This is a genomic window from Desulfuromusa kysingii, from assembly GCF_900107645.1.
GTDB classification, from domain to species: domain Bacteria; phylum Desulfobacterota; class Desulfuromonadia; order Desulfuromonadales; family Geopsychrobacteraceae; genus Desulfuromusa; species Desulfuromusa kysingii.
This window is the reverse complement of record NZ_FNQN01000003.1, coordinates 103,821-129,721: the sequence shown is the minus strand read 5'-3', so window position 1 is coordinate 129,721 and position 25,901 is coordinate 103,821. Positions and strand designations below refer to the sequence as shown.

Below are 25,901 nucleotides of genomic sequence, written 5' to 3'. Positions count from 1 at the left end.
AGTCGGGAGAGCAGCAGATGGCTAAGAAACTTTTTATAGCAGCAACAGGGCAGGACACGGGGAAAACAACAGCCAGTTTATCCTTACTGCATCTCGCCAAAAAAAAGTACCGCCGGGTTGCATTTATCAAGCCCCTCGGCCCCAAAGTGACGGAATATAAAGGGGTCATAGTTGATAAAGATGCGGCTCTGATGTGTCAGGTTTTTCATATGACTGGCGACCTCCCGTACATGTCGCCAGTTGTGATTCATCCAGATTCGACCCGTAAAGCGCTCGATGGTAAACTTGACCCCCAGGAGCTGGAAAACAAGATTTTGCACGCATGTGAAATGCTGGAAAAGAAATCAGACTTTATCATTATTGAAGGTTCTGGTCATCCGGGTGTCGGCTCCGTTGTTAATCTCTCCAACGCTCGGATTGCCAAACTCCTGAGAGCTCAGGTGCTGATGATTACCGGTGGAGGAATTGGCAACGTCATCGATAACGTTCATATGAACAAAGCTCTATTTGACAAAGAGGGCGTTGACGTCCGTGCCATCATGCCCAACAAACTGCTCCCGGAAAAACGCGACAACACCCTCAATTATCTGAAAAAAGCCTTTGCAGGAGAAAATTTTAAGGTTGTCGGGGGATTCAATTATCAACCGGTGCTGGCAAACCCGACGCTGAATCGAATTGCTCGGATCCTGGATCTGGAGATACACGGCAATAAGCGTGACGCTAAACGCATCATCCATTATTTACAGATTGGCGCGCCATCCACCCAACGGGTCACAGAATTACTCCGTGAAGACACCTTGCTGATTGTTACCAGTAGCCGTGATGAATTGCTGGTCACCTTATCCAACCTGTATCAGATTCCAGCCTATCGAAGTAAAATTGTCGGCTTACTAATTCCGGGGATTCATAAAATCAGCGACATCACCCAACAAATTGTTGATCGTAGCAATATCCCTTACCTCAGGACCAACAGCCACACAACCGGAAAGCTGTATCGGACGATCAACGAAGATGTCTATAAACTCCAAGCCGAAGACAAAGAAAAAATTGATATGATCAAGCAGTTAGCAGAGGTACGCTTCGATTTTGATCAACTGGATGATTTATTTTCCTGAAACTCATCCGCCTTGATGTGTGCAGCCATTATTGCCCCTTGCGGGCTGACATAACGGACCTCACAGCAGAGATTAAAACCTAATTTTTCCCAGATCACTTGCCGGACGCTGGCAATCAGTGCAAGGACATCGCTTGATTTGGCTCCCCCTAGATTGACGATGAAATTTGCATGCTGCCGGGAGATTTCTGCTTGCCCGATCCGCAACCCTTTTAATCCGGCAGATTCAATTATTTTTCCAGGGGGGCCAACAGTAGCGTGCATTTCAGCATTGCTGAGAAAAACCGACCCACAATTCGGTTGCTTTCGTGGAAACTTATGACGCCGATTCTTGAGATCCGCCAGCATCTGCAAGCGGATCTCCCTCTTATCCCCCCGAGGGCAACTCAATTCAACTGAAGTGACAACACAGCCCGTCCCCTGCAAAGCGCTATAACGATAGGAAAACTGGCATTCGCTTTGGGTCAACTGACGTATTGATCCACGCTGATCGACAACAGTGACATTGACGACATTCTCACCAATCCCGTGGTGCTGACTTCCGCCATTCATCATCACCAGCCCCCCAACGGTGCCGGGAATACCGATGCAATGTTCCAGACCGCTCAACCCAGCCCGCATGGATTGACGGGACAAAGAAGGAACCCAGGCGCCGCCTGCTGCAATAATGGTATTTCCTGAAATAGTGATATCGGCCATCTTCTCACCGATTCTCAGGACGACCCCACGCACACCAGCATCATCAAAAAGGAGGTTGGTTCCTTGCCCGATGACAACCAGCGGGATCTCATGGGCAACGACATAACGGCAAACTTCAGCAACCTGAGAAGAGTTTTCCGGTTCAATAAACAGGTCGGCAGTTCCCCCTAACTTCCAGCTGTTATATGGAGATAATCGTTCATCAAAAGCTACTCGACCAAGGTTCATTTTGGCTAAGTTTTGCAATAAATGGGGTAATTGTTCAGTCGTCATCACCACGTCCTGTTTCTCGAAAATCAATCACCTGCAACTGCATGGATTCAACCCCGCGCCATTGATTAATCTGGGGACGATACAGCAGATCTATCGCTCCATGTAATTGTTCAAATTTTTCCGCTTGCCCAAAGGCAATACAATTGAGACGACAACCCTGCTGTTCGACATCAAACTTCAGATGTTTATCGGCCAGAACTCGGGGAGAGTTGACCTGACAATTGCGACTAATAAAAGTCGGTTGCGGATTACCTGCGCCATAAGGGTTAAGTGTTTCCAGTTCCTTAAGCCCTGCAAGGTTGAAGGTCGAAAGGCTCATTTCACCATCATGATACAACACCGGCAATAGGTCTGCTGCCGAAAGTTGGCTCCGTGCAGCGGCTTCAAAAGCGATCTTAAAATCAGGCAGGTTTGCTTCGGCGATGGATAACCCCGCTGCCATTGCATGGCCGCCAAAACCAACCAGAGGGCCAGAGCTTTTGCTCAGGGCCTGATACAGATGAAATCCAGCAATCGACCGGGCAGATCCCTTACCAAGACCGTCTTCTAAGGCAATCAGTACCGTCGGGCGATGATAGCGTTCAACCAAACGACTGGCAACGATGCCAATCACACCAGAATGCCAATTGGGGCTGGAAAGGACAAGACTGTAAGCATCGGGCTGAGCCAGTTGCTCCACTTGACTTATCGCTTCAAGCAGAGTTTGCTGCTCTATTTTCTGTCGATCCCGGTTAAACTCGTCCAGCATTTCAGCCAAAGGTTCAATATCCTGGGGGTCATCACCCAGCAACAGTTTAACCCCCAAAGAGGCATCTTCAAGCCGCCCAGCTGCATTTAATCGCGGTGCAAGGCGAAAACCGACAACGCCACTACTGACTTTTTTAACATCGGCAACACGTTTTAATGCTTTAATCCCCGGACGCGTTCCCGCCTCTAACAATTGTAAACCGCACCGCACGAGGAGACGGTTGATTCCCTTCAGCGGAACAATATCAGCGATGGTCCCAAGCGCCACAAGGTCCAAGCCTTGTCGTAAATCGGGTTCACTCCGTGTTGTAAAGTAACCATTTTCCCGCAACCGCCGACGTAACCCGATCAACAAAAAGAACGCGACGCCGACACCAGAAAGATCTTTCCAGGGAGAATCCTCGTCGATAAGCTGCGGATTAATCAATGCGTGACAGGGGGGGAGCTGGTCAGGAGGCTGATGGTGATCGGTAACAATCAGATCGAGCCCCAACTCAGAGGCCAACTCAGCTTCAACCTGAGCAGAGACACCGCAATCAACCGATAAAATAATGGCACAACCTTGCTCAGCGGCATGCTGAATCGCAGCGGCAGACAAACCGTAACCGTCGGTTAATCGCAGCGGAATATGATATTCAACATGCCCACCCAAAGCACGTAAGGTTTCAACCAAAAGGGTACAACCGGTGATGCCGTCGACATCATAATCACCATGAACTGCGATCTTTTCACCCCGGTTAAGTGCTTGCTCTAACCGTGCGCAAGCAATTGACATGTCTGGGAGTGAATCAGGGTCAGGAAGCGCCGACAAATTTGCTCGGAGAAACTCGGCACCCTGTTCTTGCGTCGTCACTCCTCGCAATGTCAAAACCTGAGCCGTTAGCCCTTGGATATCCAACTCTTTACCTAGAGATTCGATCTGTTCTTGTTGCAGATGTTCAGCCCGTAATTTCCACTTGCGTAAATTGACTGGTTGCATCAAACCAACTTTCACCTCACTACAGTCGTGAATTTTTCATCAGCTATAAATAAACAGGCCGGGACAATGGCCCGGCCTGGTGTTTATAATTATTGGGATTGTTTAGGAATTTCAGGATGATTTTTCAAAAAATCAAGCTCTGCACGAATCTGACTCGCGCCAGGATTATCAGGGTCTATTGCAAGCAACTGCTCCCAAGCACGAATCGCCTTGGGAAAATCCTGGAGATCATAACGATAGACAATGCCAAGGTTATACAGACTCTGCTTATGATGACGATCGATACGACTGGCCTCTTCAAAGTTTTTGATCGCCCTGTCATACCAACCTACCCGACGAAACATCACCCCTTGATCAGTCAGAAGATCTGGATCGTTACCATTAAGATCAAGAGCCTTCGAATAGGCTTCGATCGCTTTCATCGGCTGGTCTGAGTCAAAAAAGTTATGTCCCAACTCAACCCAGGCATTTCGATTCTCCGGTTCCCGTGTAACAATTCCCTCAAGAATAGAGGTCTGTTGTTGTTGGTTGACAACCGGTGCCGAAACTGGCACCGGTTGTTGCACTGGGGCAGAAGGAGGCAAATCCTTTTTTAAGTTCGTCACAATCACTCCGATCAAGATTCCTGCGGCCAGAGCGACGATAACAAATAAGAGTGTCTCTTTCTTCATACCGGTATCAATCCCACCTCTACTTAGCGGATGCTTGCTTTTTTTGGTGCCAGAAGATCAGAATTGGACTGGCGACAAAAATCGATGAGTAGGTACCAATCAACACGCCGATTAACATGGCAAAAGCGAAGTTATGAATAACGCCACCACCCAGCACAAACAGGGCAAGAACGACAAGGAGAGTCGTCCCTGATGTCAACAACGTACGCGAAAGGGTTTCATTAATGCTGCGATTGACAATAAACGGAAAGCTCTCTTTATGATGTTTCCCCATATTTTCCCGAATACGGTCATAGACAATGATCGTATCGTTCAATGAATAACCAATGATCGCCAGAAATGCAGCGATAATAGGGAGATCAATCTCTTTACCAAAAAGACTGAAGACCCCTAGAGTTATTGTCACATCATGCAGCAGAGCCACAATAGCACCGACCGCAAAACGGAATTCAAAGCGCCAGGAGATATAAGCCAGAAGTCCGAGCATGGCGTAAAAAATTGCCTTCAGCCCTTTCGTGCGCAGGTCTTTACCGACCTGTGGACCGACCATCTCGACACGACGGATATCAACGCCACCTGTTTCATAAGTGGTCTCCAGTTCTTTTTCAATAAGTTGCGCAAGGCTCTGCAACTCAGTCGTGCTCTGTTCAACACGAATCAGAAATTCATTCTGGTTATCACCGAATGACTGAACCACAAGGGTGCCAAGGTCAAGTTTCTGTAAGGCGTCTTTGATCGCAGAGGCATCCGTCGGTTGCGTGAATTGAACTTGAACCAACGTCCCTCCGGCAAAGTCGATGCCGTAATTGGGGCCACCCTTAACAATCAGAGAAAGCAAACCAACGACAATCAACACAATTGAAACACAGAGTGCAATTTTGCGCTTACTTACAAAATCAATATTTGTATCCGGCTTGATCAGCTGCATGCCGTCAGCCTCCTTATATACTGAGCCGCTTAACTTCGCGGCCCTTCAAGAAAATATCAAAAATAACTCGGGAAACAAAGATTGCGGTAAATAGTGACGCAACAATACCGATCGACAAGGTGACAGCAAAACCCCGCACCGGCCCTGTCCCGAACTGGAACAGCACTAAAGCCGCAAGAAGGGTCGTCAAGTTGGCATCAATAATCGTTATGAACGCTTTACTATAGCCTGAATCCAGAGCAAGTTTAGGTGCTCTCCCAAGCCGAACTTCCTCACGAATCCGTTCGAAAATCAAAACGTTCGCATCGACCGCCATACCGATGGTCAAAACCACGCCAGCCAACCCAGGCATCGTCAGAGTTGCCCCAAACATTGCCAACATTGCGGTAATAAAAATGAGGTTGAGGACCAGCGCAACCACCGCAACAATGCCAGACAACTGATAATAAATGACCATTGCCAGAACGACTAAGGCTGCCCCGACCCAGATTGATTTTATCCCTTTAGAAATTGAATCATGTCCTAATGAGGGGCCAACTGTCCGATTCTCAAGGATTTTAACTGGGGCCGGAAGAGAACCAGCGCGCAAGACAATCGCTAAATCTGTTGCTTCTTGTGACGTGAAAGATCCAGAAATTTGCGCACTACCGCCAGCAATTCGTTCACGAATAACCGGAGCGGAATAGACATTGTCATCCAAAACGATTGCCATCCGTTTGCCGACATTAGCTGCCGTAATCTGGTCAAAGCGTTTGGCACCAACAGAATTAAACTCGATGGAAACATAGGGTTCATTGTAGCGGGTATCAATCCGCACATTGGCATCGGACAAAAGATCTCCGGTCAATACCGTTTTATCAATAACCACTAGAGGTTTTTCGGTCGTCGCTCCCGTCGCGCGATTGACATTTCGTTCATAGAGCAGCTGACTTCCGGCAGGAACCTTACCTGCTACCGCATCTTGAAGATTCGCCGATTCATCAACCATTTTAAATTCCAACCGCGCGGTCTTGCCAAGGAGAGAGATTGCCCGCTCTGGATCTTCAACGCCAGGCAACTGAATCAGGATACGATTCCCACTCTGTCGTTGCAAGGTTGGCTCGCTGACACCAAACTGGTCAACCCGGTTACGCAGTGTTTCCAAGGCCTGACGGACCGCATAGTCCTGAATATTTTCAATTTCCTGATCGCTGAGGCGGAAATGTTTTTCAATATAACCGCCACTGCCTGAAAAGGTTTCAGGCTCCAAGGCTGGATATTCATCCGCCATCAATGCGTCGACTTTGGCACCTTCTGCTGCGTCATAAACGAGCACAACAAGCCGATCCCCCTGACGGCGCTCCAACCGCTTAAAGATGATATCCTTCTCGCGTAGTTGGGCTTCTGTCTGATCAATAATCGTATCAATACGACTTTCAACCGCCTTGTCAACATCAACACCAAGAACCAGATGCATACCACCTTGCAAATCAAGCCCAAGTTGAATGGGGTTGAAGGTCTTCGTCCACCACTGGGGTAAACTGCTTTGCATCAATGTCGGTGCAATGGCAAAAAATGACAGAAGCAGGCAGGCTACAACCAATAAACTTCTGAATTTAAGACTATTGGACATTTGCTTTGTATCTCCCTTTAAGCATGTATGGGCAACTCAACTAGCGGACTACTGCTTGACCTCAGTAATAGAAGCACGGTTCATCTTTATCTTCACACCGGTTGCAACTTCAAGAGTAACGGTTGTTTCATCTACAGCCGTTATTTTACCGTGGATACCGCCAGCAGAGACAACCGTGTCCCCAGCCTTGAGTCCACCAACAAGTTCCCTCTGTTGTTTGGCTCGTTTTTGCTGTGGTCGAATCAGTAAAAAATAGAAGATGGCAAACATCGCTACCAGCATAATGATTCCCTGATATTGTCCGCCTGTTCCTTGGGCTGCCGCGCCCCCTGCCATTGCAAAAGCCTCTGTTGCCATGTGAGTACCTCCTTAAAAGTGTTTTAGATAAAACGAGTGTCTAATCAATTAAGTTAAGTGAATGTTTCTCTCTTTTATGGTAAAAATCTTTGCGAAATTTAGAAAAAGTCCCGTCTTCCAGCGACTGCCTGATCCCAGCCATTAATTGCTGATAGTAATAAAGATTGTGGTGCGTGTTAAGTACCGATGCGAGAACTTCCTTACTGACGTACAGATGACGCAAATAAGCCCGACTGAAATGCTGACAGACATAGCATTGACAATCGGGATCCAGCGGTCGTTCATCGTCACGATATCTGGCCTGCTTGATGCTGACCTTACCGAAGGTGGTAAAAAGCAGGCCGTTTCGAGCATTGCGCGTTGGCATAACACAATCAAACATATCGCAACCACGGGCAACACCTTCAATTAAATTTTCTGGTGTTCCCACCCCCATCACATACCGAGGATGATCAATCGGCAACAAGGGGAGACTATACTCCATCATGTCATACATCAGTGAAGTTTCTTCACCGACCGACAATCCTCCGAGAGCATAACCCTCAAAACCAATCTCCCGCAACTGTTCAACACTCTGCTTGCGCAGATCCAGCTCCATCCCCCCCTGAACGATGCCAAACAATGCTGAGGATGAACCGGGGGAAAGGACTTCTCGACAGCGCTTTGCCCATCGAGCCGAACGATTTGTCGATTCAGAAATATAACTCCGCTCTGCAGGGTGCGGGATACATTCGTCAAAAACCATAACGATATCTGATCCGAGAGCTAGTTGAATCTCAATTGACAGTTCGGGCGTCAACATGTGCTTGCTGCCATCCACATGTGATTGGAATGCAGCGCCTTCCTCAGTGATCTTACGTATATCGCCCAGACTGAAAACCTGAAACCCGCCACTGTCGGTCAAAATCGGGCGATCCCAATGCATAAATTTATGCAACCCGCCAAGTTGCTGAATCAGCTTGTGACCCGGTCGTAGATAAAGATGATAGGTATTGGCCAGAACAATCTGTGCCCCAATCTCTTTAAGCGCTTCTGGCAGGATCCCCTTGACGGTCGCCGAAGTTCCAACAGGCATGAAGGCAGGTGTCTCGATTTCACCTCGCGAGGTCGTTATCCGCCCCCGACGCGCTTGAGAGCCAGTATCTTGTTGTAAAAGAGCATATTTGAAAGCAGACATATTACATCCGTTTCATAAAATCAACATGCAGTCGCCATAACTAAAAAAACGAAAACGTTTTTCAATCGCTTGACGATAAGCCGTTAAAATAAATTCACGCCCGGCAAAAGCAGAAACCAGCATCAACAATGTCGACTTGGGGAGGTGAAAGTTGGTAATCAAAGCGTCAACAATCTTAAATTTATATCCCGGATAAATAAAAATTTCACTCTCCCCCGCTCCTGATCGTAACAAACCATCGGCTGTTGCCGCGGTTTCAAGAGCCCTGGCGCTGGTTGTTCCTAAAGCAAAAACCCGACGACCTTCTTGATGTGCCAGATTGACTGCAGCCGCTGTTGCAGCGGAAATTGAGTAAAGCTCAGAGTGCATTTTATGCTGGCAAATATCATCCACACGAACAGGGAGAAAGGTTCCCAACCCGACATGCAGAGTTAAATTGACGATTTCAACGCCTGCGGCAGTTAATTGCTGCAAAATTTCCGTCGTAAAGTGCAACCCAGCAGTCGGTGCTGCCACAGCACCTTCTTGATTGGCAAAAACGGTCTGATAGCGAGAGCGGTCTTCCCGACTGTCATCACGCTTAATATATGGTGGTAACGGTAGATGACCAACCTTGTCAACCATCTGCATGAAGTCACCGGGACAGTGAAAGCGGACCAAGCGATACGGAGCGTCCATCTCGTCCAAAACTTCCGCTGAAAACTCCGCCGTAAACTGAACAACAGTTCCAACCCGTAATGGTTTAGAGCTTTTGGTGAGACAAAGCCATTCATCAGCGTCAGTGGATGCAACACCTGCGACTTTGCGTACCAGAAAGATTTCAACCTTCCCTCCTGTCAGCTTTTGGCCAAGCAGACGGGCCGGGATAACCTTGGTATCATTAATCACCAGAACATCGCCACGCTCAAAGTATTCCGGAATATCGACAAATTGCCTTGCTGCTATCGTCGCAGATTGACGCTTCAGGCATAGCAGGCGTGAACCATCACGCTGCGTAGCAGGAACCTGTGCTATCAACTCATCGGGGAGCAAAAAATCAAAATCAGTCAGCTGCATTAAAACATATCCAAGTCAGGTTAAACAGCGACCTAGAAGATCATAGAAAGCCATCAATGTCAATCGCTTTCCGCTGCGATAGAATGGCTTGTTAGCTAGGATTAGACGATCATTAAGGGTTAAATTCAAAAGCAAAAAGTTCAGTCATCCCTTGAAGGAAAAAGGTTATATGTTATAACGGACAAATCAACATCTTTATAAAAAAAGTCAGCAGGTATAATAACGATGTTTACCTGTTATTCTTACTGTTAAACCGTGCATATTTTATTAACGTTAAAAGGAGGAATAAATGAAAACATGTTGGCTCGTTTTATTAGTCTGCGGACTTCTAATGGTAGGTTGTGGCGAAAAGGAAACAACCACAACACCAGCTCCTGTCCCAGCAGAAAAAGCATCCGCCGTTGAACAAGTCAAAAAATCTGCAAACGAAGCTGCCACCCAAGCGACAAAAATGGTCGAAGCCGGATCTCAGCTAGTCAAAGATGCAGGCGTGGCGGCAGAAGAGACGGTTAAAGAGGTCGTTACCACGGCAAAAGAAGATTTGACCGTAGCAACAGCAACGGCTAAAGAAAAGGCTGTTGAGGTTGGCAAACAGATCAAACAAGAAGGGACAGATCTGATAACCAGTGTGAAAACTGCAGCTTCAGGGATTAAAGCTCCCGAGACAGTGGTGATTGAAAATAAAAATGGCAATGTCACCCTGCCTCACGCCGAACACGGTGAAATGTATGGTTGTGCAACCTGTCACGGTGATAACCCTCCTGGTCCCTTTGAACTGGGAAAGGACACCGCACACAAGTTGTGCAAAGATTGCCACAAAGAGCAAGGTGGACCGACTAAATGTAGTGGTTGCCATGTAAAATAATCACTCTTGATGTTCTTGGCCTTGATCTAATACAAGCGCTACTGTTTTCAACCAGTAGCGCTTTAAGATTATAAATCTGACGATCTATTTTTACCCGATGTAGCAAGTCTTGACGATTGTAAAAAACTCTCGAGCGTAGGATCCCTGTTCGCGAGAACCGTAACTTGAATTTTTTCTCCCACCAAATGGGACATGATAATCGATACCGGCGGTCGGCAAATTGACCATCACCATCCCTGCCTCAGAATTGCGTTTAAAATCCTTGCTAGACTCTAAAGATGTCGTACAAATTCCGGAAGTGAGACCAAAACGGGTGTCGTTTGCCAGTTCCAAAGCCTCTTCATAGTTTTTAGCGCGGATAACCGTAGCAACTGGCCCAAAAACCTCTTCTCGGTTGAGGCGCATATCGTTATCTGTTTCAGTAAAAAGCGCTGGAGATAAATAATAGCCTGGGGTGTCACGCTGCAATAGCTCGCCACCATAGGCAAGGTGGGCTCCTTCCTCTTTCCCAATAGAGATATATTCCAAATCTGTTTGTAATTGTGCTTGGCTGGAGACAGGCCCAATCTGACTTTTTGAGTCCAGCGCATGACCAGTCCGTAGGCCCTGAAGACGTTCGATAACCCCGGCAACAAAAGCGTCATGAATCCCTTCAGTGACGATCAAGCGGCTCGATGCAGTACAACGTTGACCGGTGCCGAAAAAAGCACCATCAACCGCAGCATTGATGGCAGTGTCAAGATCGGCATCATCAAGAACAACTAGAGGGTTTTTGCCACCCATTTCCAGTTGAACCTTTGCACCACGACCGGCAACTTTGCCGCGAATACCATTGCCAATGGCGTCAGATCCAGTAAAAGTGACAGCATCAATGTCAGGTGAATTCACGATTGTATCTCCAACTTTGGAGCCAGAGCCCATAACCAAGTTGAAGGCCCCAGCAGGAAGCCCTGCTCGTGAAATAATTTCGGCAAGAGCCCAGGCCGATGCAGGGACCAAGTCTGCTGACTTAAGAACTACAGTATTGCCAAAGGCAAGAGCCGGAGCAATCTTCCACGCAGGGATAGCAATAGGGAAATTCCAAGGAGAGATCACCCCAATCACACCAACTGGCTCACGGGTGATTTCAACATTGAGACCTGGGCGAGTAGAGGCCAGAATATCCCCCGTCAAACGGACCGCTTCACCGGAAAAAAACTTAAATATCATTCCTGCACGAACAACTTCACCGGTTGCTTCAGGAAGTGTTTTCCCTTCTTCGCGGGCGAGCAATGTTGCCAGTTCGGTTTTCCGGGCAAGGATTTCACTGCCGATATTATCAAGAATAATACTTTTTTCATTCACACAAACGTCACGCCAAACGTTCCTAGCTGCTTTTGCAGCTTGAATTGCATCATTGGTCTGTTGTTCATCCGCTCTTGCATATTCCCCAATGATGTCATTTGTATCGGAAGGATTGATATCAAGATTAACGTCATTACTTTCAACCCACTCACCATTAATGTAGTTTTTATTCAGTGCCATACGATGATCTCCTTATCATTGTTAGATCGGTTGATGCTATTCAAAATAGCAATATTAATTTTTTAGAAATTCCTTGCTTTGCTCAAATCAAAACTTCTGGGTCCAGCGTTTCAGCGGAACCAGAACTCATGGATCACATTTTTTCATGTTTCAAACTGCCCCAAAAAGCGGGCGAGGCAGGAGCCCTAATCGGGGGTTCAAGTAAAACCATAGCCATCACTCTGCGAAAAAACCAAGAAGAGCCTGAAGAGGATGATGTAACCTTTTCCCATCTATCCGTTTAACCTGACTACGGCAGGAATATCCGGAAACCAAGCACTGTTGTTCCGGTAAGTTTGCCAAAGCCGGCTGCCAACTCATGGCATAGATATCGCGCGAGTCAGTTAGATTTTTTGCGGCATGACCATAGGTTCCCGCCATCCCGCAGCAACCCACAGCGAGAGGTTCAAGACTCGCTCCAAAATGGTGAAAGATACGACTCCAATCATCATGGGTTGATGGTATCGCTGTTTTTTCAGTGCAATGCCCAAATAAATAGAACTTTTGCGTTGAACTCGGGTGGGAGGGGACTTGATCCAAAATAGAAAGTAGCCATTCTTGAATCAGAAGAACGTTAAAATCTGTACGATTCTCGGCTAAAACCTGAGCATACTCGTCACGATAACAAAGCACCATGGCAGGGTCAGGGCCAATCATAGGAATTCCAAGTTTTTGCACCCGGTTGAGAAAGTCAGCACTCTTAACCGCAGTTTTTTTGAAGCTACGCAGAAAACCTTTGATGTGTTTAGGTTTGCCATTGGGGACAAAAGGAACTAAGCGCGGATGGTAGCCCAACTTCTCGATCAACAAGACCAGATCCGCAACGACCTCAGCATCATAATAGGAGGTAAAAGGATCTTGGACCACAAACACATATTTTTTCCGTTCCTCAGGCGACAGGCGCTCCAGTTCTTCCCATTCGAAACGCGTTGCCACATGCCCGGATAACTTTTTCTGTAGATTCGGGTAACTGAGCAGCGGAACATCTACCATACCTACTGTCCATTCGGTGATTTTTTGTATCCATCTGCATTTAAGAAAAAAATTAAATAAAGCCGGTGCCTTTGCCATCAGAGGTGCATAATTCTCCACCAAGGAGACCAGATAATCCTGCGCGGGACGCAAATAACGTTGGTAATATAACTGCATAAAACGTGCACGAAAATCGGGGACATCCACCTTAACCGGGCATTGACTGGAGCAAGCCTTACAAGCCAAACAGCCCTGCATCGCCTCCATCACCTCATGAGAAAAATCGTATCGACCATTGTGTTTTTGCAAGGAGTTGTAGACCTTGTGAATATGTTCCTTAAGGGAGATTCCACCCTGTTCAATGGCCTTTTCTTCGGCTAAAACCTTGACTCCCGCTACTTCTAATAGTCGGAGCCATTCTCGCATCAGAGCAGCTCGTCCTTTGGGAGAATGTCGACGGTCACCAGTCTGCTTGAATGAGGGGCACATGGGAGAACTGGTCTCATAGTTAAAACAGAGACCGTTACCATTACAGTCAAGTGCAGCATTAAAGCTGTCACGAGTTGCTGCGGGAATCTGTCGATCTATACTTCCACGTTTAACCGCATCGACAGAGACCAATGAAGAGCTGGAATCCAGCGGGGTACAGATTTTACCCGGATTAAGGCGGTTATGAGGATCAAAAGCCCCCTTAATCTTACGTAATTCAGCAAACAGGATCGGACCAAAAAACTCAGGACCATATTCGGAACGAAATCCCCGGCCATGCTCACCCCACATCAGACCACCGTATTTTGCAGTCAGAGTGACCACTTGATCAGAAATATTCCGGAGTAGGATTTCATCATCGGGGTCACACAGATCAAGAGCTGGGCGCACATGCAAAACACCACAATCAACATGACCAAACATTCCGTATGCAAGATTATTGGCATCCAGCAGTGCACGAAATTCGTTAATATAGTCAGCCAAATGTTCCGGTGGCACTGCGGTATCTTCGGTAAAAGCGACAGGTTTTCTCTTCCCTGAAGTATTACCAAGAAGTCCAACCGCCTTTTTTCGCATAGCATAGATGGCTTGAACACTGGATAAATCCACGCAGACCTGATACCCAACAACCCCCCGATCACCCCGCGTTATCATATCATCCAACTGGGTGCAAAGAGCCTTGACCCGGTGTTGGATTTGAACTTCATCACAACCAGCAAACTCGACAATATTGAGTCCGAGAACTTCTTTACCAGGGACATCAGTAATAAGATCCCGTACCGAATGCCAAACGATATCTTGGCGGGCAAGGTCTAGCACTTTTGAGTCGACGGTCTCGACGGACAGAGCTTCAGCTTGCAGCATAAAAGGGGCTGTCCGCAAAGCAGCTTCAAAACTGTCATATTTAACGTTGACCAAGTTTCTACAAGTGGGAATAGGGTCCAGACTCAACGTTATCTCGGTAACAAGCCCAAGCGTCCCTTCCGAACCACAGAGCAGTCGAGCAAGGTTAAGTCCCTCTGTCTCCGGGTCATAAACCTGCTTAAGATCGTAACCTGTCAAAAAACGGTTCAACTGGGGAAAGGTCTCTTCTATTTCGGAGCGCAGCTCACGGGATGTAGACCAGACTTGGCGATAAATCTCCCCTTCTCGATCCTGCAGGTCACGTTTGGCCTTTAGAGCAGCACCTGACACGGCATGGCAGTCAAGGACACTTCCATCTTCGAGAACGGCTGTTATCTCGAGGACATGATCAGAGGTCTTCCCATAGACCAGAGAGCCTTGGCCAGAGGCGTCTGTATTCACCATACCGCCAATGGTCGCACGATTACTGGTAGAAAGCTCTGGTGAAAAAAACAGTCCATGAGGTCTGAGGAAGTCGTTCAGTTGATCCTTAACCAGACCAGCCTCTACTCGAACCCACCTCTCTTCAACATTGAGATCTAGAATCCGGGTCATGTGTCTGGAGGTGTCAACAATAATGCCGTCATTGAGAGACTGCCCATTGGTCCCAGTACCACCTCCACGTGCGGAGAAACTGACACAACAATATTGTGGATCTTGAGATAGACGCATCAGCAGAGCCACATCTGTTGTATTGCAGGGAAAAACTACAGCCTGAGGAAGCCATTGGTAAACACTATTATCAGTAGCAACCGCAAGCCGACTAGCATAGGTGGTTTCGATTTCGCCAGCAAAACCAGCCTGAACCAACGCCTTCAGAAATAAGCGGTAGACAGGTTTTATGGTTTCCTGTTGAGTCAGTTTTGGGATCATACCTATAAAGCTCCAGACAAAGGATGTCCGTTAGCGGTTGCTAGCAACCAGCGTGATATTTTTACTTTATTGATTTCAACATTGCACAAGTGGGAGTACGACAGAGCACGGTGATAGCAACATATCGCTGCTATCACCCTTGACCCATCTTATTTCTAGTGATGCTCGTCACTAGAAGGCATTTTTGAATATCTGCAGAGCATCTCTATACTCGATTTTACACGGATTGTTATTCAGCAATCGCTCTTGCTTTAAGGTCAATTCAGCCAGCTTTTCCAAATCTTCTGCGCGGATATCAAATTCACGCAACCCCTTATTCAACTCTATTGACTCGATGATGTTCTCAAGGCGGGAAATCAAATATTCGGCAGCTTCACGGTCCGATTTGCCAATGACTTCAGGAAACAGATTTCTCGACAAATCACTATACAATGTGACCTCTTTGCCTATGTTGAATCTTAGAATGTGGATCAAAACCAGAGAATTGCTCAAACCGTGGGGCAAATGGAACGTCTCGGCCAAGGCATAAGCAAAAGCATGAACGGCAGCGACCGAAGAATTAGCAAAGGCTTGGCCAGCTAATGTCGAACCTAGCAACATTTTGGAACGACTTTCTTCCGCAGCAGATACCTGAAAAGAAGCCTCTATATTCCCGAGCAGGTATCTTAAGGCCTCACAAGCCAGCATGTCTGATATAGGATTCTTTTTAGTCGAACTGGTATAAGCCTCTATGGCATGAACAATCGCATCAACGCCCGTGGTTGAAACAATCTGCTTGGGCATCGAAGACAGCATTTCAACATCCAATAAAGCAATATCGGGTAACAGTGTTGGGTCAATCACCACGTTCTTTTTTCCACTTGCATGGGAGATAACTGAGGAACTTGTCACCTCTGACCCCGTTCCAGCTGTTGTCGGGATGAGCAACAATGGGAGCCTTCCACCACGCACCTGTTCGATGCCATAGATATCAGCTAAAGTACAACCATTTTTGGCAATAACAGCGGTCACCTTTGCAACATCCATGACGCTACCACCACCTATGCCAATAATGCAGTCAACGTTATTTTCCTTCGCAACAGAGACAGAAGCGCTGACCATCTCCTCTTTTGGATCTGGTCCGATATCGGTAAAAGCCACATTGACAATGTTAGAATCATTGAGTCCCTTGATCAATTTATCAAAAAGACCCGCGTTGACGATCCCCTTATCGGCGATCACTAACACGTTTTTGTAACCTAAAGGGGAGATAATTTCCCCGATATTGGAGACTCCACCGGGTTCGTTTATAATTGTAGACACAGTCGTAAACTTAAATTTCTTCACGTGTAACTCCTGGTAATTAAAGACTTCTAGGTGTGCTTATTAGCTCAGAGATATGTGGCTCACGTTCTACGAGCGGCAATACTTGCGGCTGATAGATTTCCTTAAATGCCCGCTCATTACGATGGGCCTCCCAATCCTCTTTTTTGTCCCACTGCTCAACGAGGACAAACAGGTTGGGATCGACCTGCGAGTGATAAACATCGAGCTTCTTACAGCAAGATTCTTCCTCTAAAGTGACGGCGGAAACTTGTGCTAAAAGAGTGGCGACAGTATCAATATCTCGAGGGTTTTTAACTTTCAGTAAAACCATAATATGAAACATCTCAGACCTCATTCCGCATATCACTTGAACATCTCAACAACAGTCAGTGAAATCGCGGGGAAATAGGTAGTCAGCAAAAGCACCGGGAGACAAATCAGAATAAACCCGAAAACGTGCTTGAGGACCTTGTCAAGGGTCATATCTCCGATCCGACAGGAGACAAAAACATTGGCGGAAAACGGTGGGGTTATCATGCCTATTTCTAAGTTCAGCAGCATAATCGCCCCAAAGTGAATGGGATCAACACCATAGGCCTTGGCCGCTGGAACCAAAATTGGGGCTAACAGCAAGATACTGGTGTTCGTCTCCATAAACATGCCAACAAGCAGCATAATGATATTTGCAATAATCAGGAACACGACCGGTGAATCGGTCAAGCCAAGGAGAAAATCTGTCACCTGAGCAACAGTGTTGCTATAAATAAACATTGCACTTGGAATGGCTGCAAATGCGATCAACAGACAGATCGTTGAGCTGGTGACCCCAGACTTTCTAAAAACTGAGACCAGTGCTCCAGTCGGTTTCTCTTTGAAAAGAATTGGGAAAATCAACCAGCCGGCAATAAGACCATATCCAACAGCAACAGCACCTGCTTCTGTAGGAGTCAACACCCCACCATAAACACCGCCAAAAATGATAATCGGCATCAACAGGGAAACCATCCCACGGGGAACACGAGAAATAATTTTTCCCCAATAGTCGGAGGTCTCTCCCTCTTGCACATCTGAGATTTCATATTTAGCAAAAAATATGCGGTTATAAAGGACAAAAGCGAGAGTGAGAAGCAGTCCCGGAACCGCTGTAGCAATCCACACATCAGCAACCGAAAGCCCCGATGACAACGCATAGACCAGACCGGGAATACTTGGAGGAATGAGTATCCCCAAGAAACCTGATGCGGCAACCAAACTAACCGCATATTCTTTTTTATATCCAGCACGACACATTTCAGGAATCATCATCCCACCAATGCCACTGACAGTCGCAATGGACGAGCCAGAAATCGTACCAAACAACATGGAGGCGATAATGGTCGTCGCCCCGACACTGCCTTTGATAGGCCCGAAAATGGAGCGCACAAAGGAGACTAAGGCGGTGGTGATTCCTCCGATACTCATAATGTCTCCAGCACAGATAAATGCTGGAATAGCTAAAAAAGCAAAAGAATCAAGACTATTGTAAATAGCACTCGGAATAATCCCTAACGGGACTCCTCCCCACAGCATGCCAACGATCCCCGCCGCTGCCGCTGAAAAGGGGATTGGGACCCGAATAATGGCCAATCCCATAAAAACAGCCAGAAAAATTAATACAATCTGCATTTAAATACCCTCTTTGCCGGCCCAATCTATGCTGATTTTGGGGCCTTCATTTCATTAATATTCCCAATGAACTGGACCAACGAGTGAAAAGACATCAAAACCATACTGATAAAAATAAAACCGGAGATAAAATACAAAGGAAAACCAAGAGCAGTTGATACCTGCTCAAATTTATAATCTTCAAATGCATAAATTGAACAATAGTAAGTTATTAACATTGTAATCATTAAAGTAATGAAACATTTAATAGTATCTAGAATTAACTCAACCTTTATAATTTTATCTTTTGATTTAATATATTTTTCAAAAATTACATGTGTCACGTTTATTTCAATATGTGAACTCTCTGCTAAAGCTATTGTTGCCCCTAGATAGCTAACAACAATAAACATATACCTAGAAACTTCTTCAGACCATGCAAGTGGCATTTCCAAAAAGTATCTACAAAATACCTGTGTAAGCATAACCAAAATCATAAGAATAAATAGTTTAGTCAATAAAAGATTTTGAACTTTTACAGCTAGAGCATCTATTTTAAGTATTATTCTCACAGATCAATACTCCAATTTAGTTTTGTTTATTCTGCTTCTCTAACAATGCGATCAATAATATCTTTTCCAAATGCTTTAACTGTTTCTGGATTCGTCCACACTTTTTTGGCAGCAACTTTCATATCAGCAACCAATTGCGGGGTGGCTTCAGCAACAATAACTCCTGATTCGCCGATTTTTTGGTAATACTCATTGACGATTGCGCGATTCAATTCAACCTGAAGCTTTGCTGCTTGCTTGGCTGCATTCGCCACGATCTGCTGCTGCTCAGCGGTAAGACGCTTATATTTTTTCTGATTGATCAATAGTTGTGAGCCGCTATAAATTTGATTGGCTTTGGTCATATACTTTTGAAATTGGTGCAGACCGAAATCGTATGTAATGATGGCACCATTATCCTGACCATCAACGGTCCTCTGCTGTAGAGCGGTAGGAACTTCGGTAATTGCCATAGGGGTAGGAAGAGCACCAAGATTGCGATAGAAAGCGATATAAATCGGAACTTCAGGTACTCGTAATTTTAAGCCTTGGAAATCTGCTCCTGAATTCAGAGGTCGTTTGGAGTTGGTGAGACCCCGAAAATCATTCTCCCCATGACTTAAAATAACAATCCCCTTCTTTACGGTTTCCTTCTCAAGAACTTTCCCCATCCAACCCTCGAGATAACGTTTGTCAACATCCTCATAACCGTCTAGAAGATATGGAAGATTCACAAACCCTAGCGATGGAAAGACCGCAGCAAGACCAATATCTGACGTCCACACCATATCCAGCATTCCACGCATAACCTCGGAAACCATCTTGCGTTCACCGCCGTGAACACCCCCCATTTCAATTTGGACCTTAACCTGCCCTTCTGTCTCCCGCTCTACTTGCTCCTTAAACGCCTCGGCTCCTTTATACCAAGAGTGTTCAGGTGAAACAGTCCCTCCGACATGCAGTGTCACTCCAGAAGCAAATGCTTGACCAACCGTCAACATGAAAGCAAACCCGACAACCATCGTGACCAATGCACAGCGAACAACATTCATATTTTTCTCCTTATGGAAGTGAGGTGAGACCCATTACTCACCTAAAAGCTAATGGAAAATGAAATCAAAAGTGACTGACATGTAACATATTAGTTTTTTTAACGTCAATACAATTCTGTTATAAATATCATATAATACTTAAATTAAAAAATCATATGCAAACGCTTATATCGTTGTTTTTCAAATGGTTGTAGACTTATAACGTAAATATTTGTGGGGAATTCATCCATTAAATACAACGCAGTTCTCCTTTTACCCTTTTTACTGATATGTTAGATATTCAAATTGCAAATCCACTCAATTTGCTGTTATATTACTCGTGAGGGAAAACTTTTTCGACTAAGGCAGTGTGAGACAATAACGACTTAATTGATCACTGCCTTTCCTGAAGATTTAAATAATCGGATACAGAACAAAGCACCCCGTTGCTTGCAACAGAGGATTAATGACTCGGACTTTTTGCTGTCTTTCGCCTTACAAGACCGAGAAACGAAATTCGAATTTGATTAAAGATGGAGACATTCAGCTATGAACCAACTTAAAAGGTCGAGAACATTAACGGAATTAGCCGCGAACAGAATAAGAAAGGCGATCATTGATAATGAATATAAGCTGGGTGAGCCACTTTCTGAGAGTTTACTCGCGAACTCTATGGGAACCAGCAAAACCCCCATACGAGAGGCTCTCGCTCTTCTTAAAATAGAAGGGTTAGTGAATATTTTTCCACAAAAAGGGACATTTGTTTTTACGTTAAGTCTTCTGGAAGTTAAACAATTAATTGAAATCAGGTTTATTTTGGAATCCGCAGCAATCAAGTTAGCCTTCTCCAACAACAGAGAAAAACTCTTGGAAGCATTAAGTGAAAATCTCATGAACATGGAAAATTCATTAAGAGTCAATGACATTAATGAATATCTAACGCATGACAGCAGATTTCACGAATGTTTTTTTACACTCTGCGAGAACCATTACCTGAGCGATGCGTACAGTCATATCATTGCAATATCTTCAGCCCTAAGAACAAGGGTCTCACACCAACCAAACCACACCAACAAGACCTTTGAAGAACATCAAATCCTTTACAATTTCATTACCAAAGGTGAGCTTGAAAAAGCGCTAGAGGTCCTCCACTACCATTTTTCAAGTTTTGAGAAGCTATACGCAACCTATTGTGATCAAATTACAACGTCCCACTTTTCATCGACTCGAAAAAATCGCCAATCTCACAAAGACGAGCGGGGGGATTAATTTCGCTATCTTGGCAAAACAAGAGTTGTATCGACAACCTGCCAAAATAGGGATTGAGGCGGCAAATTCCTATTTTTAAAACTTTCTCAATTCATTTATTTTGTTCTTCCATGCAGATATTTCATTTCTTTCGATTTTTTTGTTACCTGCAATTTATAGCTTTAGTTCCAAACCACAAACCCCTCAACTTCAAAAATTGAGGGGCCTGTGGTCACTATCTATATTTTGACATCATCATTCTGCTCTAGCAGCTCTAAATGAATATAAACGGCTACAGACGACTCCCACCCAAAACCTTATACAAATTGACCAGATTAGACAGATAGGCATATTTGATGCTGGTTGCTCCCTGTTGCGCAGCAAATAACGAGCGCTGAGAATCAAGCACGATCAAAAAATTATCAAGACCATTATCATACCGTGTTTTAGACAGCTCATAGGCCTCATTCGTAGCGCCGACAAGTGCGTTCTGGGCATCAAGCTGAAGTTGATAAGTTCTGCGTGCCGCCAGTTGATCAGCAACTTCGCGGAAGGCAGCCTGAATCACCTGCTCATATTGAGTCGCTGCCATTTTTTCATTCACTTCAGCAACAGCGAGAGATACTTTCAACTTGCCACGATTGAAGATCGGAATGGTCAATGAAGGGGTAAAGTTCCAAGCATACATGGCCCCTGATTGGAGCAGACCATCAAGACTATCACTAGCAAGACCAAAAGACCCCGTCAAACTGATCGACGGGTAAAGTGCCGCCCGCGCTGCGCCAATATCGGCGTTGGCTGATTTAAGCACGTGCTCTGCCTGACGAATGTCCGGTCGTTGCAACAACAGATCAGAAGGGAGACCTGCGGGCAAATTCTCGATCACCATCACTGTGTCGATGGTCTCTTCCTGACTGAGAAGATCACTCACGTCCCCCCCGGCCAGATAAACGAGGGCATTCTGGTCCTGAGCGATCTGCCTGCTATACTGAGCAATAGCAACACGTGCGTTTTCAACTGCAGTTGCCGCTTGGGCCACATCTAATCGAGTGATCGCGCCCACCTCAAACTGACGCTTGACAAGCCGGTAAGTTTCTTCCTGGGCAGCATGATTATCCTGCGCCAGTCGCAACAGCTTCTGATCTGCCAAAAGACTTAAGTAAGCATTTGCTGTCTCGGCAATCAATGAAATGCGCGCACTGAGCAATGCCTCTTCAGTCGCTAAATAAGTTTCTAAAGCAGATTGGTTGAGACTTCTGACACGACCGAAAAAATCAAGTTCATAAGAAACTAGAGCAACATTGGCATTCAAACTAGTCGCGGTATAGCTGCTACCGGTCGTACTGGTATCTTCTGGAACTCCGGTCCGGCTGGCAGTTCCATTGGCTGCAATCGTCGGTATCAGCGCTGTACGTTGAATGCGATAGGCGGCTTGAGCCTGCTCTATATTCAGAGCCGCGATGCGCAGATCGCGGTTATTCACCAATACCCGCTCGATCAAATTGTGAAGAGTCTTTGATTGGATATAATTTTCCCAGGATATCTCAGCAGCAACGTCAGTCGAGATATCTGCATCATCTGCCTGCTCCGGCCAGGTTGCAGCAACCGGAGGAGTTGGCTGTTGATAAACAGGAACCATCGAGCATCCGGCCATTACGGTTAGCAGCAGAAAAGCGGTCAGATTTTTATAGAGCATCGTTAACCTCACTTTTAATAACTGGTTTAACTTTTTTGCGTTTCAGCGACCACTTTTCAATGACGATGAAGAACATCGGCACAAAGACCATAGCCAAGGTGGTCGCCGCAATCATTCCACCGATAACACCGATGCCGATGGCATTCTGACTCGCTGAGCCGGCACCATTGGCTATCGCCAACGGTGTCACCCCGAGGATAAAAGCCATGGACGTCATCAAAATAGGCCGTAACCGTTGTTCGGCAGCTAACATGGTCGAGACAATGATACTGCGTCCACTCTCAACCAAATCCTTGGCAAATTCGACGATCAAAATCGCATTCTTCGCGACCAAACCGACGGTCGTCAGCAGGGCAATCTGAAAATAAACATCATTGGACAAACCTGTAAACCGGGTGGCTGCAACCGTACCAATAATGCCCAGCGGGACAATCAACATAACCGCAAAAGGGATCGTCCAACTCTCATACAAAGCAGCCAAACAAAGAAACACAATCAGTAACGAAACCGCATAAAGAAGGGTCGTCTGCGAACCAGCTAAGCGCTCTTCATAAGAGAGACCTGTCCACTCCAGAGAAATTCCCTCAGGCAGTTTTTTCGCCATGTCTTCAATAGCAGCCATAGCGACACCAGAACTGACCCCTTGAGCCGGAGCACCGAGAATCTCCATCGAAGAGCGACCGTTATAACGTTCAAGACGAGACGGGCCGTACTCCCAACTGCCGGTGACAAAGGAGGAAAATGGCACCATTTTATCTTTGTTGTTACGAACGTACCAGCGTTGCACATCCTCTGGAAGCATGCGGTAAGGGGCATCTCCTTGCATATAAACCCTCTTTATCCGCCCATTATCGACAAAATCATTAACGTAGGTCGATCCCCAGGCCGTTCCAATCGTGGCAGTGATATCACTGATAGACAACCCAAACGCCGAAGCTTTCTCTTGATCAATATCAAGTTTGTATTGGGGAACATCAGAGAGACCATTGGGACGGATCCCGATCATCCGGGAATCCTGTGACGCCATTCCCAACATCATATTACGAGCTTGCAGCAGAACCTCATGTCCCAGACCTGCCTGATCGATTAACTTAAAATCGAACCCACTAGCGTTCCCCAACGCCGGGATCGGAGGTGGAATAAAAGTATAAACGGAAGCATCTTTAATACTATAAAGATTACGCAGGGCACGTTGAGCAATCGCTGCAGATTTCTGATCGGGCCGAAGGCGCACGTCCCAGTCTTTGAGACGCACGAATCCAATACCGACATTCTGCCCCTGCCCCGCGAAGCTGAACCCCGTTGCAGTAAAAATACTGTCGACGTTCTCTTCTTCCTGAGTCAAAAAATATTCTTCAACTTTTTTCGCGCTTTCACGCGTTCGCTCTAACGTTGAACCTGGCGGCGCCTGAATCATCAGCAACATGATGCCCTGATCTTCATCCGGGAGAAAGGCGGTCGGTAACTGATTGAACATGACAACCAACCCACCGAGAATGATCAGGTAAACAATAAAAAATTTAATTGACCGGGCAGCAACAAACCCAACACTTTTGCGATAGGTTCCCTTGCCACGCTCAAAGGTGCGGTTAAACCAACCAAAAAACCCTTTTCTCTTCAGTCCATGCCCCTGTTCAACCGGTTTAAGCATGGTCGCACACAAAGCCGGTGTCAGCACCAGTGCCACCAGAACTGACAACGCCATAGCGGAAACGATAGTGATCGAAAACTGGCGGTAAATAGCTCCGGTTGATCCACTGAAAAAGGCCATAGGGACAAACACTGCGGAAAGAACCATAGCAATCCCGACCAGGGCTCCGGTGATCTGTTGCATCGATTTTTTGGTGGCCTCTTTCGGCGCCAATCCCTCTTCACTCATCACCCGCTCAACATTTTCGACCACAACAATGGCATCGTCGACCAATAAACCTATCGCCAGAACCATGGCAAACATCGTCAGGACATTGATGGAATAGCCAAAAGCAGACAAAATACCAAAAGTCCCGAGCAAAACGACCGGAACAGCGATGGTTGGAATCAAAGTGGCCCGCAGGTTCTGCAAAAACAGAAACATAACCAGAAACACCAACACAACGGCTTCGATGAGAGTTTTAAAAACCTCGTGGATAGACAACTCAACAAACGGGGTCGTATCATAAGGGAAAACGATTCGATAACTCTCAGGCATAAACGCCTTTAGTTCCTGTGCCTTAGCCTTGACCATCTCTGCAGTGTCAAGGGCATTGGCCCCGGTCCCCAGATAGATCCCCATACCACTGGCGGGAGATCCTTTATATCTGGCGATACGATCGTAAGACTGAGATCCCAACTCAACCCGGGCAACGTCACGCAAACGGACTTGTGATCCATCCTCATTCACCCTGATCAGAATGCCTTCGAAGTCCTCTACTGTTTCGAGTTTAGACATCGCCCGGATAGATGCATTAAGCTGCTGACCGGTAACGGCTGGCGCTCCACCAAGTTGACCGGCGGTCACTTCAACATTCTGAGATTGCACCGCAGCTTCAATATCAGCAGGCATAAGATTGTAACTGTTCAATTGCTCTGGATTCAACCAGATGCGCATAGAGTGCTGTTGGCCAAAAACCATGACATCACCGACACCGGTCACCCGACTGATAGGTTCTGCCATTTTCGATTTTAAATAATCACTGATTTCATGTTCGCTGACATCTGGATCTGTCGAATAGATCCCAATGACCATCAAAAAACTGGAAGATGATTTCTTGACGTTAACCCCCAACTGCTGCACGGTCTGCGGCAGCAAACTGGTGACTCCTGACACCTTGTTCTGCACTTGCACCTGAGCAATATCAGGGTCAGCCTCAGGTTCAAAAGTCAAAGTGATAGAAAGGCTCCCGTTTGAATCACTCGAAGATGAGAAATAGCGCAAGTAATCGATCCCAGTCAGACTCTGTTCGATAATCTGGGTGACGCTGTTCTCCAAGACCTCAGCCGAAGCTCCCGGATAGGAAGCATTGATGGTAACACTAGGAGGGGCAATTTCCGGATATTGTTCAACAGGAAGAGTTTCTATGGCAAAGACTCCTCCCAACATAATAACGATGGCAATAACCCATGCAAAGATGGGCCGTTCAATAAAAAATCTGGGCATTACTTTATCCTG

At 46.2% G+C, this 25,901-nt stretch carries 20 protein-coding genes; 3 read left to right on the top strand and 17 right to left on the bottom strand.

The features are described from left to right. Positions 1 to 17 precede the first annotated feature (17 nt). Positions 18 to 1,115: a phosphotransacetylase family protein gene (locus tag BLU87_RS05895; protein WP_092345706.1), complete on the top strand. Its 1,098-nt coding sequence runs from the start codon at positions 18 to 20 to the stop codon at positions 1,113 to 1,115. Here BLU87_RS05895 and murB read toward each other — a convergent pair. The 8 genes from murB to queA all read right to left on the bottom strand — a co-directional run bounded on the left by murB (position 1,091) and on the right by queA (position 9,613). Then, a complete protein-coding gene (gene murB, locus BLU87_RS05890; RefSeq protein WP_092345704.1) occupies positions 1,091 to 2,086 on the bottom strand; it encodes a UDP-N-acetylmuramate dehydrogenase in 996 nt (331 codons plus the stop codon). The two genes, BLU87_RS05895 and murB, sit on opposite strands and share 25 nt — an antisense overlap. Further along, entirely contained in the window at positions 2,076 to 3,812 is a 1,737-nt protein-coding gene (gene recJ / locus BLU87_RS05885; RefSeq protein ID WP_092345702.1) for a single-stranded-DNA-specific exonuclease RecJ, read from the bottom strand. The genes murB and recJ overlap by 11 nt, the downstream gene beginning before the upstream one ends. Before the next feature lie 89 nt (positions 3,813 to 3,901). After that, entirely contained in the window at positions 3,902 to 4,483 is a 582-nt protein-coding gene (locus BLU87_RS05880) for a tetratricopeptide repeat protein (RefSeq protein WP_092345700.1), read from the bottom strand. A gap of 19 nt (positions 4,484 to 4,502) precedes the next feature. Next, positions 4,503 to 5,411 (bottom strand): protein translocase subunit SecF, encoded by a 909-nt coding sequence (secF, locus tag BLU87_RS05875; RefSeq protein WP_092345698.1) that lies wholly within the window; start codon positions 5,409 to 5,411, stop codon positions 4,503 to 4,505. 13 nt (positions 5,412 to 5,424) lie between these two features. Further along, on the bottom strand, positions 5,425 to 7,023 hold the full coding sequence (secD, locus tag BLU87_RS05870) for a protein translocase subunit SecD (protein ID WP_092345696.1): 1,599 nt from the start codon (positions 7,021 to 7,023) through the stop codon (positions 5,425 to 5,427). A 48-nt stretch (positions 7,024 to 7,071) separates the two neighbouring features. Then, the gene (yajC, locus tag BLU87_RS05865; RefSeq protein ID WP_092345694.1) at positions 7,072 to 7,380 is read right to left on the bottom strand and encodes a preprotein translocase subunit YajC; all 309 of its coding nucleotides are present in this window, start codon (positions 7,378 to 7,380) and stop codon (positions 7,072 to 7,074) included. Between the two features lie 40 nt (positions 7,381 to 7,420). Beyond that, positions 7,421 to 8,557, bottom strand: coding sequence for a tRNA guanosine(34) transglycosylase Tgt (gene tgt, locus BLU87_RS05860; protein ID WP_092345692.1), 1,137 nt, complete (start codon positions 8,555 to 8,557; stop codon positions 7,421 to 7,423). Between the two features lie 12 nt (positions 8,558 to 8,569). After that, a complete protein-coding gene (gene queA, locus BLU87_RS05855; protein WP_092345690.1) occupies positions 8,570 to 9,613 on the bottom strand; it encodes a tRNA preQ1(34) S-adenosylmethionine ribosyltransferase-isomerase QueA in 1,044 nt (347 codons plus the stop codon). A 289-nt stretch (positions 9,614 to 9,902) separates the two neighbouring features. On the opposite strand from queA, the gene BLU87_RS17600 reads away from it, so the two are divergent. Next, positions 9,903 to 10,478: a cytochrome c3 family protein gene (locus BLU87_RS17600; protein WP_245706391.1), complete on the top strand. Its 576-nt coding sequence runs from the start codon at positions 9,903 to 9,905 to the stop codon at positions 10,476 to 10,478. Positions 10,479 to 10,568: 90 nt separating this feature from the next. On the opposite strand, the gene BLU87_RS05845 is transcribed toward BLU87_RS17600, so the two are convergent. The 7 genes from BLU87_RS05845 to BLU87_RS05815 all read right to left on the bottom strand — a co-directional run bounded on the left by BLU87_RS05845 (position 10,569) and on the right by BLU87_RS05815 (position 19,830). Continuing rightward, positions 10,569 to 12,002, bottom strand: coding sequence for an aldehyde dehydrogenase family protein (locus BLU87_RS05845; protein WP_092345688.1), 1,434 nt, complete (start codon positions 12,000 to 12,002; stop codon positions 10,569 to 10,571). Between the two features lie 216 nt (positions 12,003 to 12,218). After that, a complete protein-coding gene (ydiJ, locus tag BLU87_RS05840; RefSeq protein ID WP_092345686.1) occupies positions 12,219 to 15,278 on the bottom strand; it encodes a D-2-hydroxyglutarate dehydrogenase YdiJ in 3,060 nt (1,019 codons plus the stop codon). A gap of 171 nt (positions 15,279 to 15,449) precedes the next feature. Beyond that, positions 15,450 to 16,604 carry an iron-containing alcohol dehydrogenase gene (locus tag BLU87_RS05835; protein ID WP_092345684.1) on the bottom strand — a complete coding sequence of 385 codons (1,155 nt, stop codon included), beginning with the start codon at positions 16,602 to 16,604 and terminating at the stop codon, positions 15,450 to 15,452. A 16-nt stretch (positions 16,605 to 16,620) separates the two neighbouring features. Next, positions 16,621 to 16,926, bottom strand: a complete 306-nt coding sequence (locus tag BLU87_RS05830; RefSeq protein ID WP_175498281.1) for a putative quinol monooxygenase — start codon at positions 16,924 to 16,926, stop codon at positions 16,621 to 16,623. Positions 16,927 to 16,946: 20 nt separating this feature from the next. Then, the gene (locus tag BLU87_RS05825; RefSeq protein WP_092345680.1) at positions 16,947 to 18,248 is read right to left on the bottom strand and encodes a TRAP transporter large permease; all 1,302 of its coding nucleotides are present in this window, start codon (positions 18,246 to 18,248) and stop codon (positions 16,947 to 16,949) included. A 26-nt stretch (positions 18,249 to 18,274) separates the two neighbouring features. Next, positions 18,275 to 18,799, bottom strand: coding sequence for a TRAP transporter small permease (locus tag BLU87_RS05820; RefSeq protein ID WP_092345678.1), 525 nt, complete (start codon positions 18,797 to 18,799; stop codon positions 18,275 to 18,277). Positions 18,800 to 18,825: 26 nt separating this feature from the next. After that, positions 18,826 to 19,830 (bottom strand): TRAP transporter substrate-binding protein, encoded by a 1,005-nt coding sequence (locus BLU87_RS05815; RefSeq protein WP_092345676.1) that lies wholly within the window; start codon positions 19,828 to 19,830, stop codon positions 18,826 to 18,828. 528 nt (positions 19,831 to 20,358) lie between these two features. Here BLU87_RS05815 and BLU87_RS05810 point away from each other — a divergent pair. Next, a complete protein-coding gene (locus BLU87_RS05810; protein ID WP_092345674.1) occupies positions 20,359 to 21,078 on the top strand; it encodes a GntR family transcriptional regulator in 720 nt (239 codons plus the stop codon). Positions 21,079 to 21,349: 271 nt separating this feature from the next. Here the strand turns inward: BLU87_RS05810 and BLU87_RS05805 are convergent, their stop codons facing one another. Both BLU87_RS05805 and BLU87_RS05800 read right to left on the bottom strand, forming a co-directional pair. After that, positions 21,350 to 22,753, bottom strand: a complete 1,404-nt coding sequence (locus BLU87_RS05805) for an efflux transporter outer membrane subunit (protein ID WP_092345672.1) — start codon at positions 22,751 to 22,753, stop codon at positions 21,350 to 21,352. Continuing rightward, positions 22,743 to 25,889, bottom strand: a complete 3,147-nt coding sequence (locus tag BLU87_RS05800; RefSeq protein ID WP_092345670.1) for an efflux RND transporter permease subunit — start codon at positions 25,887 to 25,889, stop codon at positions 22,743 to 22,745. The genes BLU87_RS05805 and BLU87_RS05800 overlap by 11 nt, the downstream gene beginning before the upstream one ends. Positions 25,890 to 25,901 lie beyond the last annotated feature (12 nt).

What these genes read in the sequence shown, in the direction of transcription:
- BLU87_RS05800 (WP_092345670.1), bottom strand. Translation starts at nt 25,889, where the DNA reads ATGCCCAGATTTTTTATTGAACGGCCCATCTTTGCATGGGTTATTGCC.
- BLU87_RS05880 (WP_092345700.1), bottom strand. Translation starts at nt 4,483, where the DNA reads ATGAAGAAAGAGACACTCTTATTTGTTATCGTCGCTCTGGCCGCAGGA.
- BLU87_RS05825 (WP_092345680.1), bottom strand. Translation starts at nt 18,248, where the DNA reads ATGCAGATTGTATTAATTTTTCTGGCTGTTTTTATGGGATTGGCCATT.
- BLU87_RS05805 (WP_092345672.1), bottom strand. Translation starts at nt 22,753, where the DNA reads ATGCTCTATAAAAATCTGACCGCTTTTCTGCTGCTAACCGTAATGGCC.
- queA (WP_092345690.1), bottom strand. Translation starts at nt 9,613, where the DNA reads ATGCAGCTGACTGATTTTGATTTTTTGCTCCCCGATGAGTTGATAGCA.
- secF (WP_092345698.1), bottom strand. Translation starts at nt 5,411, where the DNA reads ATGCAGCTGATCAAGCCGGATACAAATATTGATTTTGTAAGTAAGCGC.
- BLU87_RS05895 (WP_092345706.1), top strand. Translation starts at nt 18, where the DNA reads ATGGCTAAGAAACTTTTTATAGCAGCAACAGGGCAGGACACGGGGAAA.
- secD (WP_092345696.1), bottom strand. Translation starts at nt 7,023, where the DNA reads ATGTCCAATAGTCTTAAATTCAGAAGTTTATTGGTTGTAGCCTGCCTG.
- BLU87_RS05815 (WP_092345676.1), bottom strand. Translation starts at nt 19,830, where the DNA reads ATGAATGTTGTTCGCTGTGCATTGGTCACGATGGTTGTCGGGTTTGCT.
- yajC (WP_092345694.1), bottom strand. Translation starts at nt 7,380, where the DNA reads ATGGCAACAGAGGCTTTTGCAATGGCAGGGGGCGCGGCAGCCCAAGGA.
- BLU87_RS05845 (WP_092345688.1), bottom strand. Translation starts at nt 12,002, where the DNA reads ATGGCACTGAATAAAAACTACATTAATGGTGAGTGGGTTGAAAGTAAT.
- BLU87_RS05810 (WP_092345674.1), top strand. Translation starts at nt 20,359, where the DNA reads ATGAACCAACTTAAAAGGTCGAGAACATTAACGGAATTAGCCGCGAAC.
- recJ (WP_092345702.1), bottom strand. Translation starts at nt 3,812, where the DNA reads ATGCAACCAGTCAATTTACGCAAGTGGAAATTACGGGCTGAACATCTG.
- BLU87_RS17600 (WP_245706391.1), top strand. Translation starts at nt 9,903, where the DNA reads ATGAAAACATGTTGGCTCGTTTTATTAGTCTGCGGACTTCTAATGGTA.
- ydiJ (WP_092345686.1), bottom strand. Translation starts at nt 15,278, where the DNA reads ATGATCCCAAAACTGACTCAACAGGAAACCATAAAACCTGTCTACCGC.
- murB (WP_092345704.1), bottom strand. Translation starts at nt 2,086, where the DNA reads ATGACGACTGAACAATTACCCCATTTATTGCAAAACTTAGCCAAAATG.
- BLU87_RS05830 (WP_175498281.1), bottom strand. Translation starts at nt 16,926, where the DNA reads ATGTTTCATATTATGGTTTTACTGAAAGTTAAAAACCCTCGAGATATT.
- tgt (WP_092345692.1), bottom strand. Translation starts at nt 8,557, where the DNA reads ATGTCTGCTTTCAAATATGCTCTTTTACAACAAGATACTGGCTCTCAA.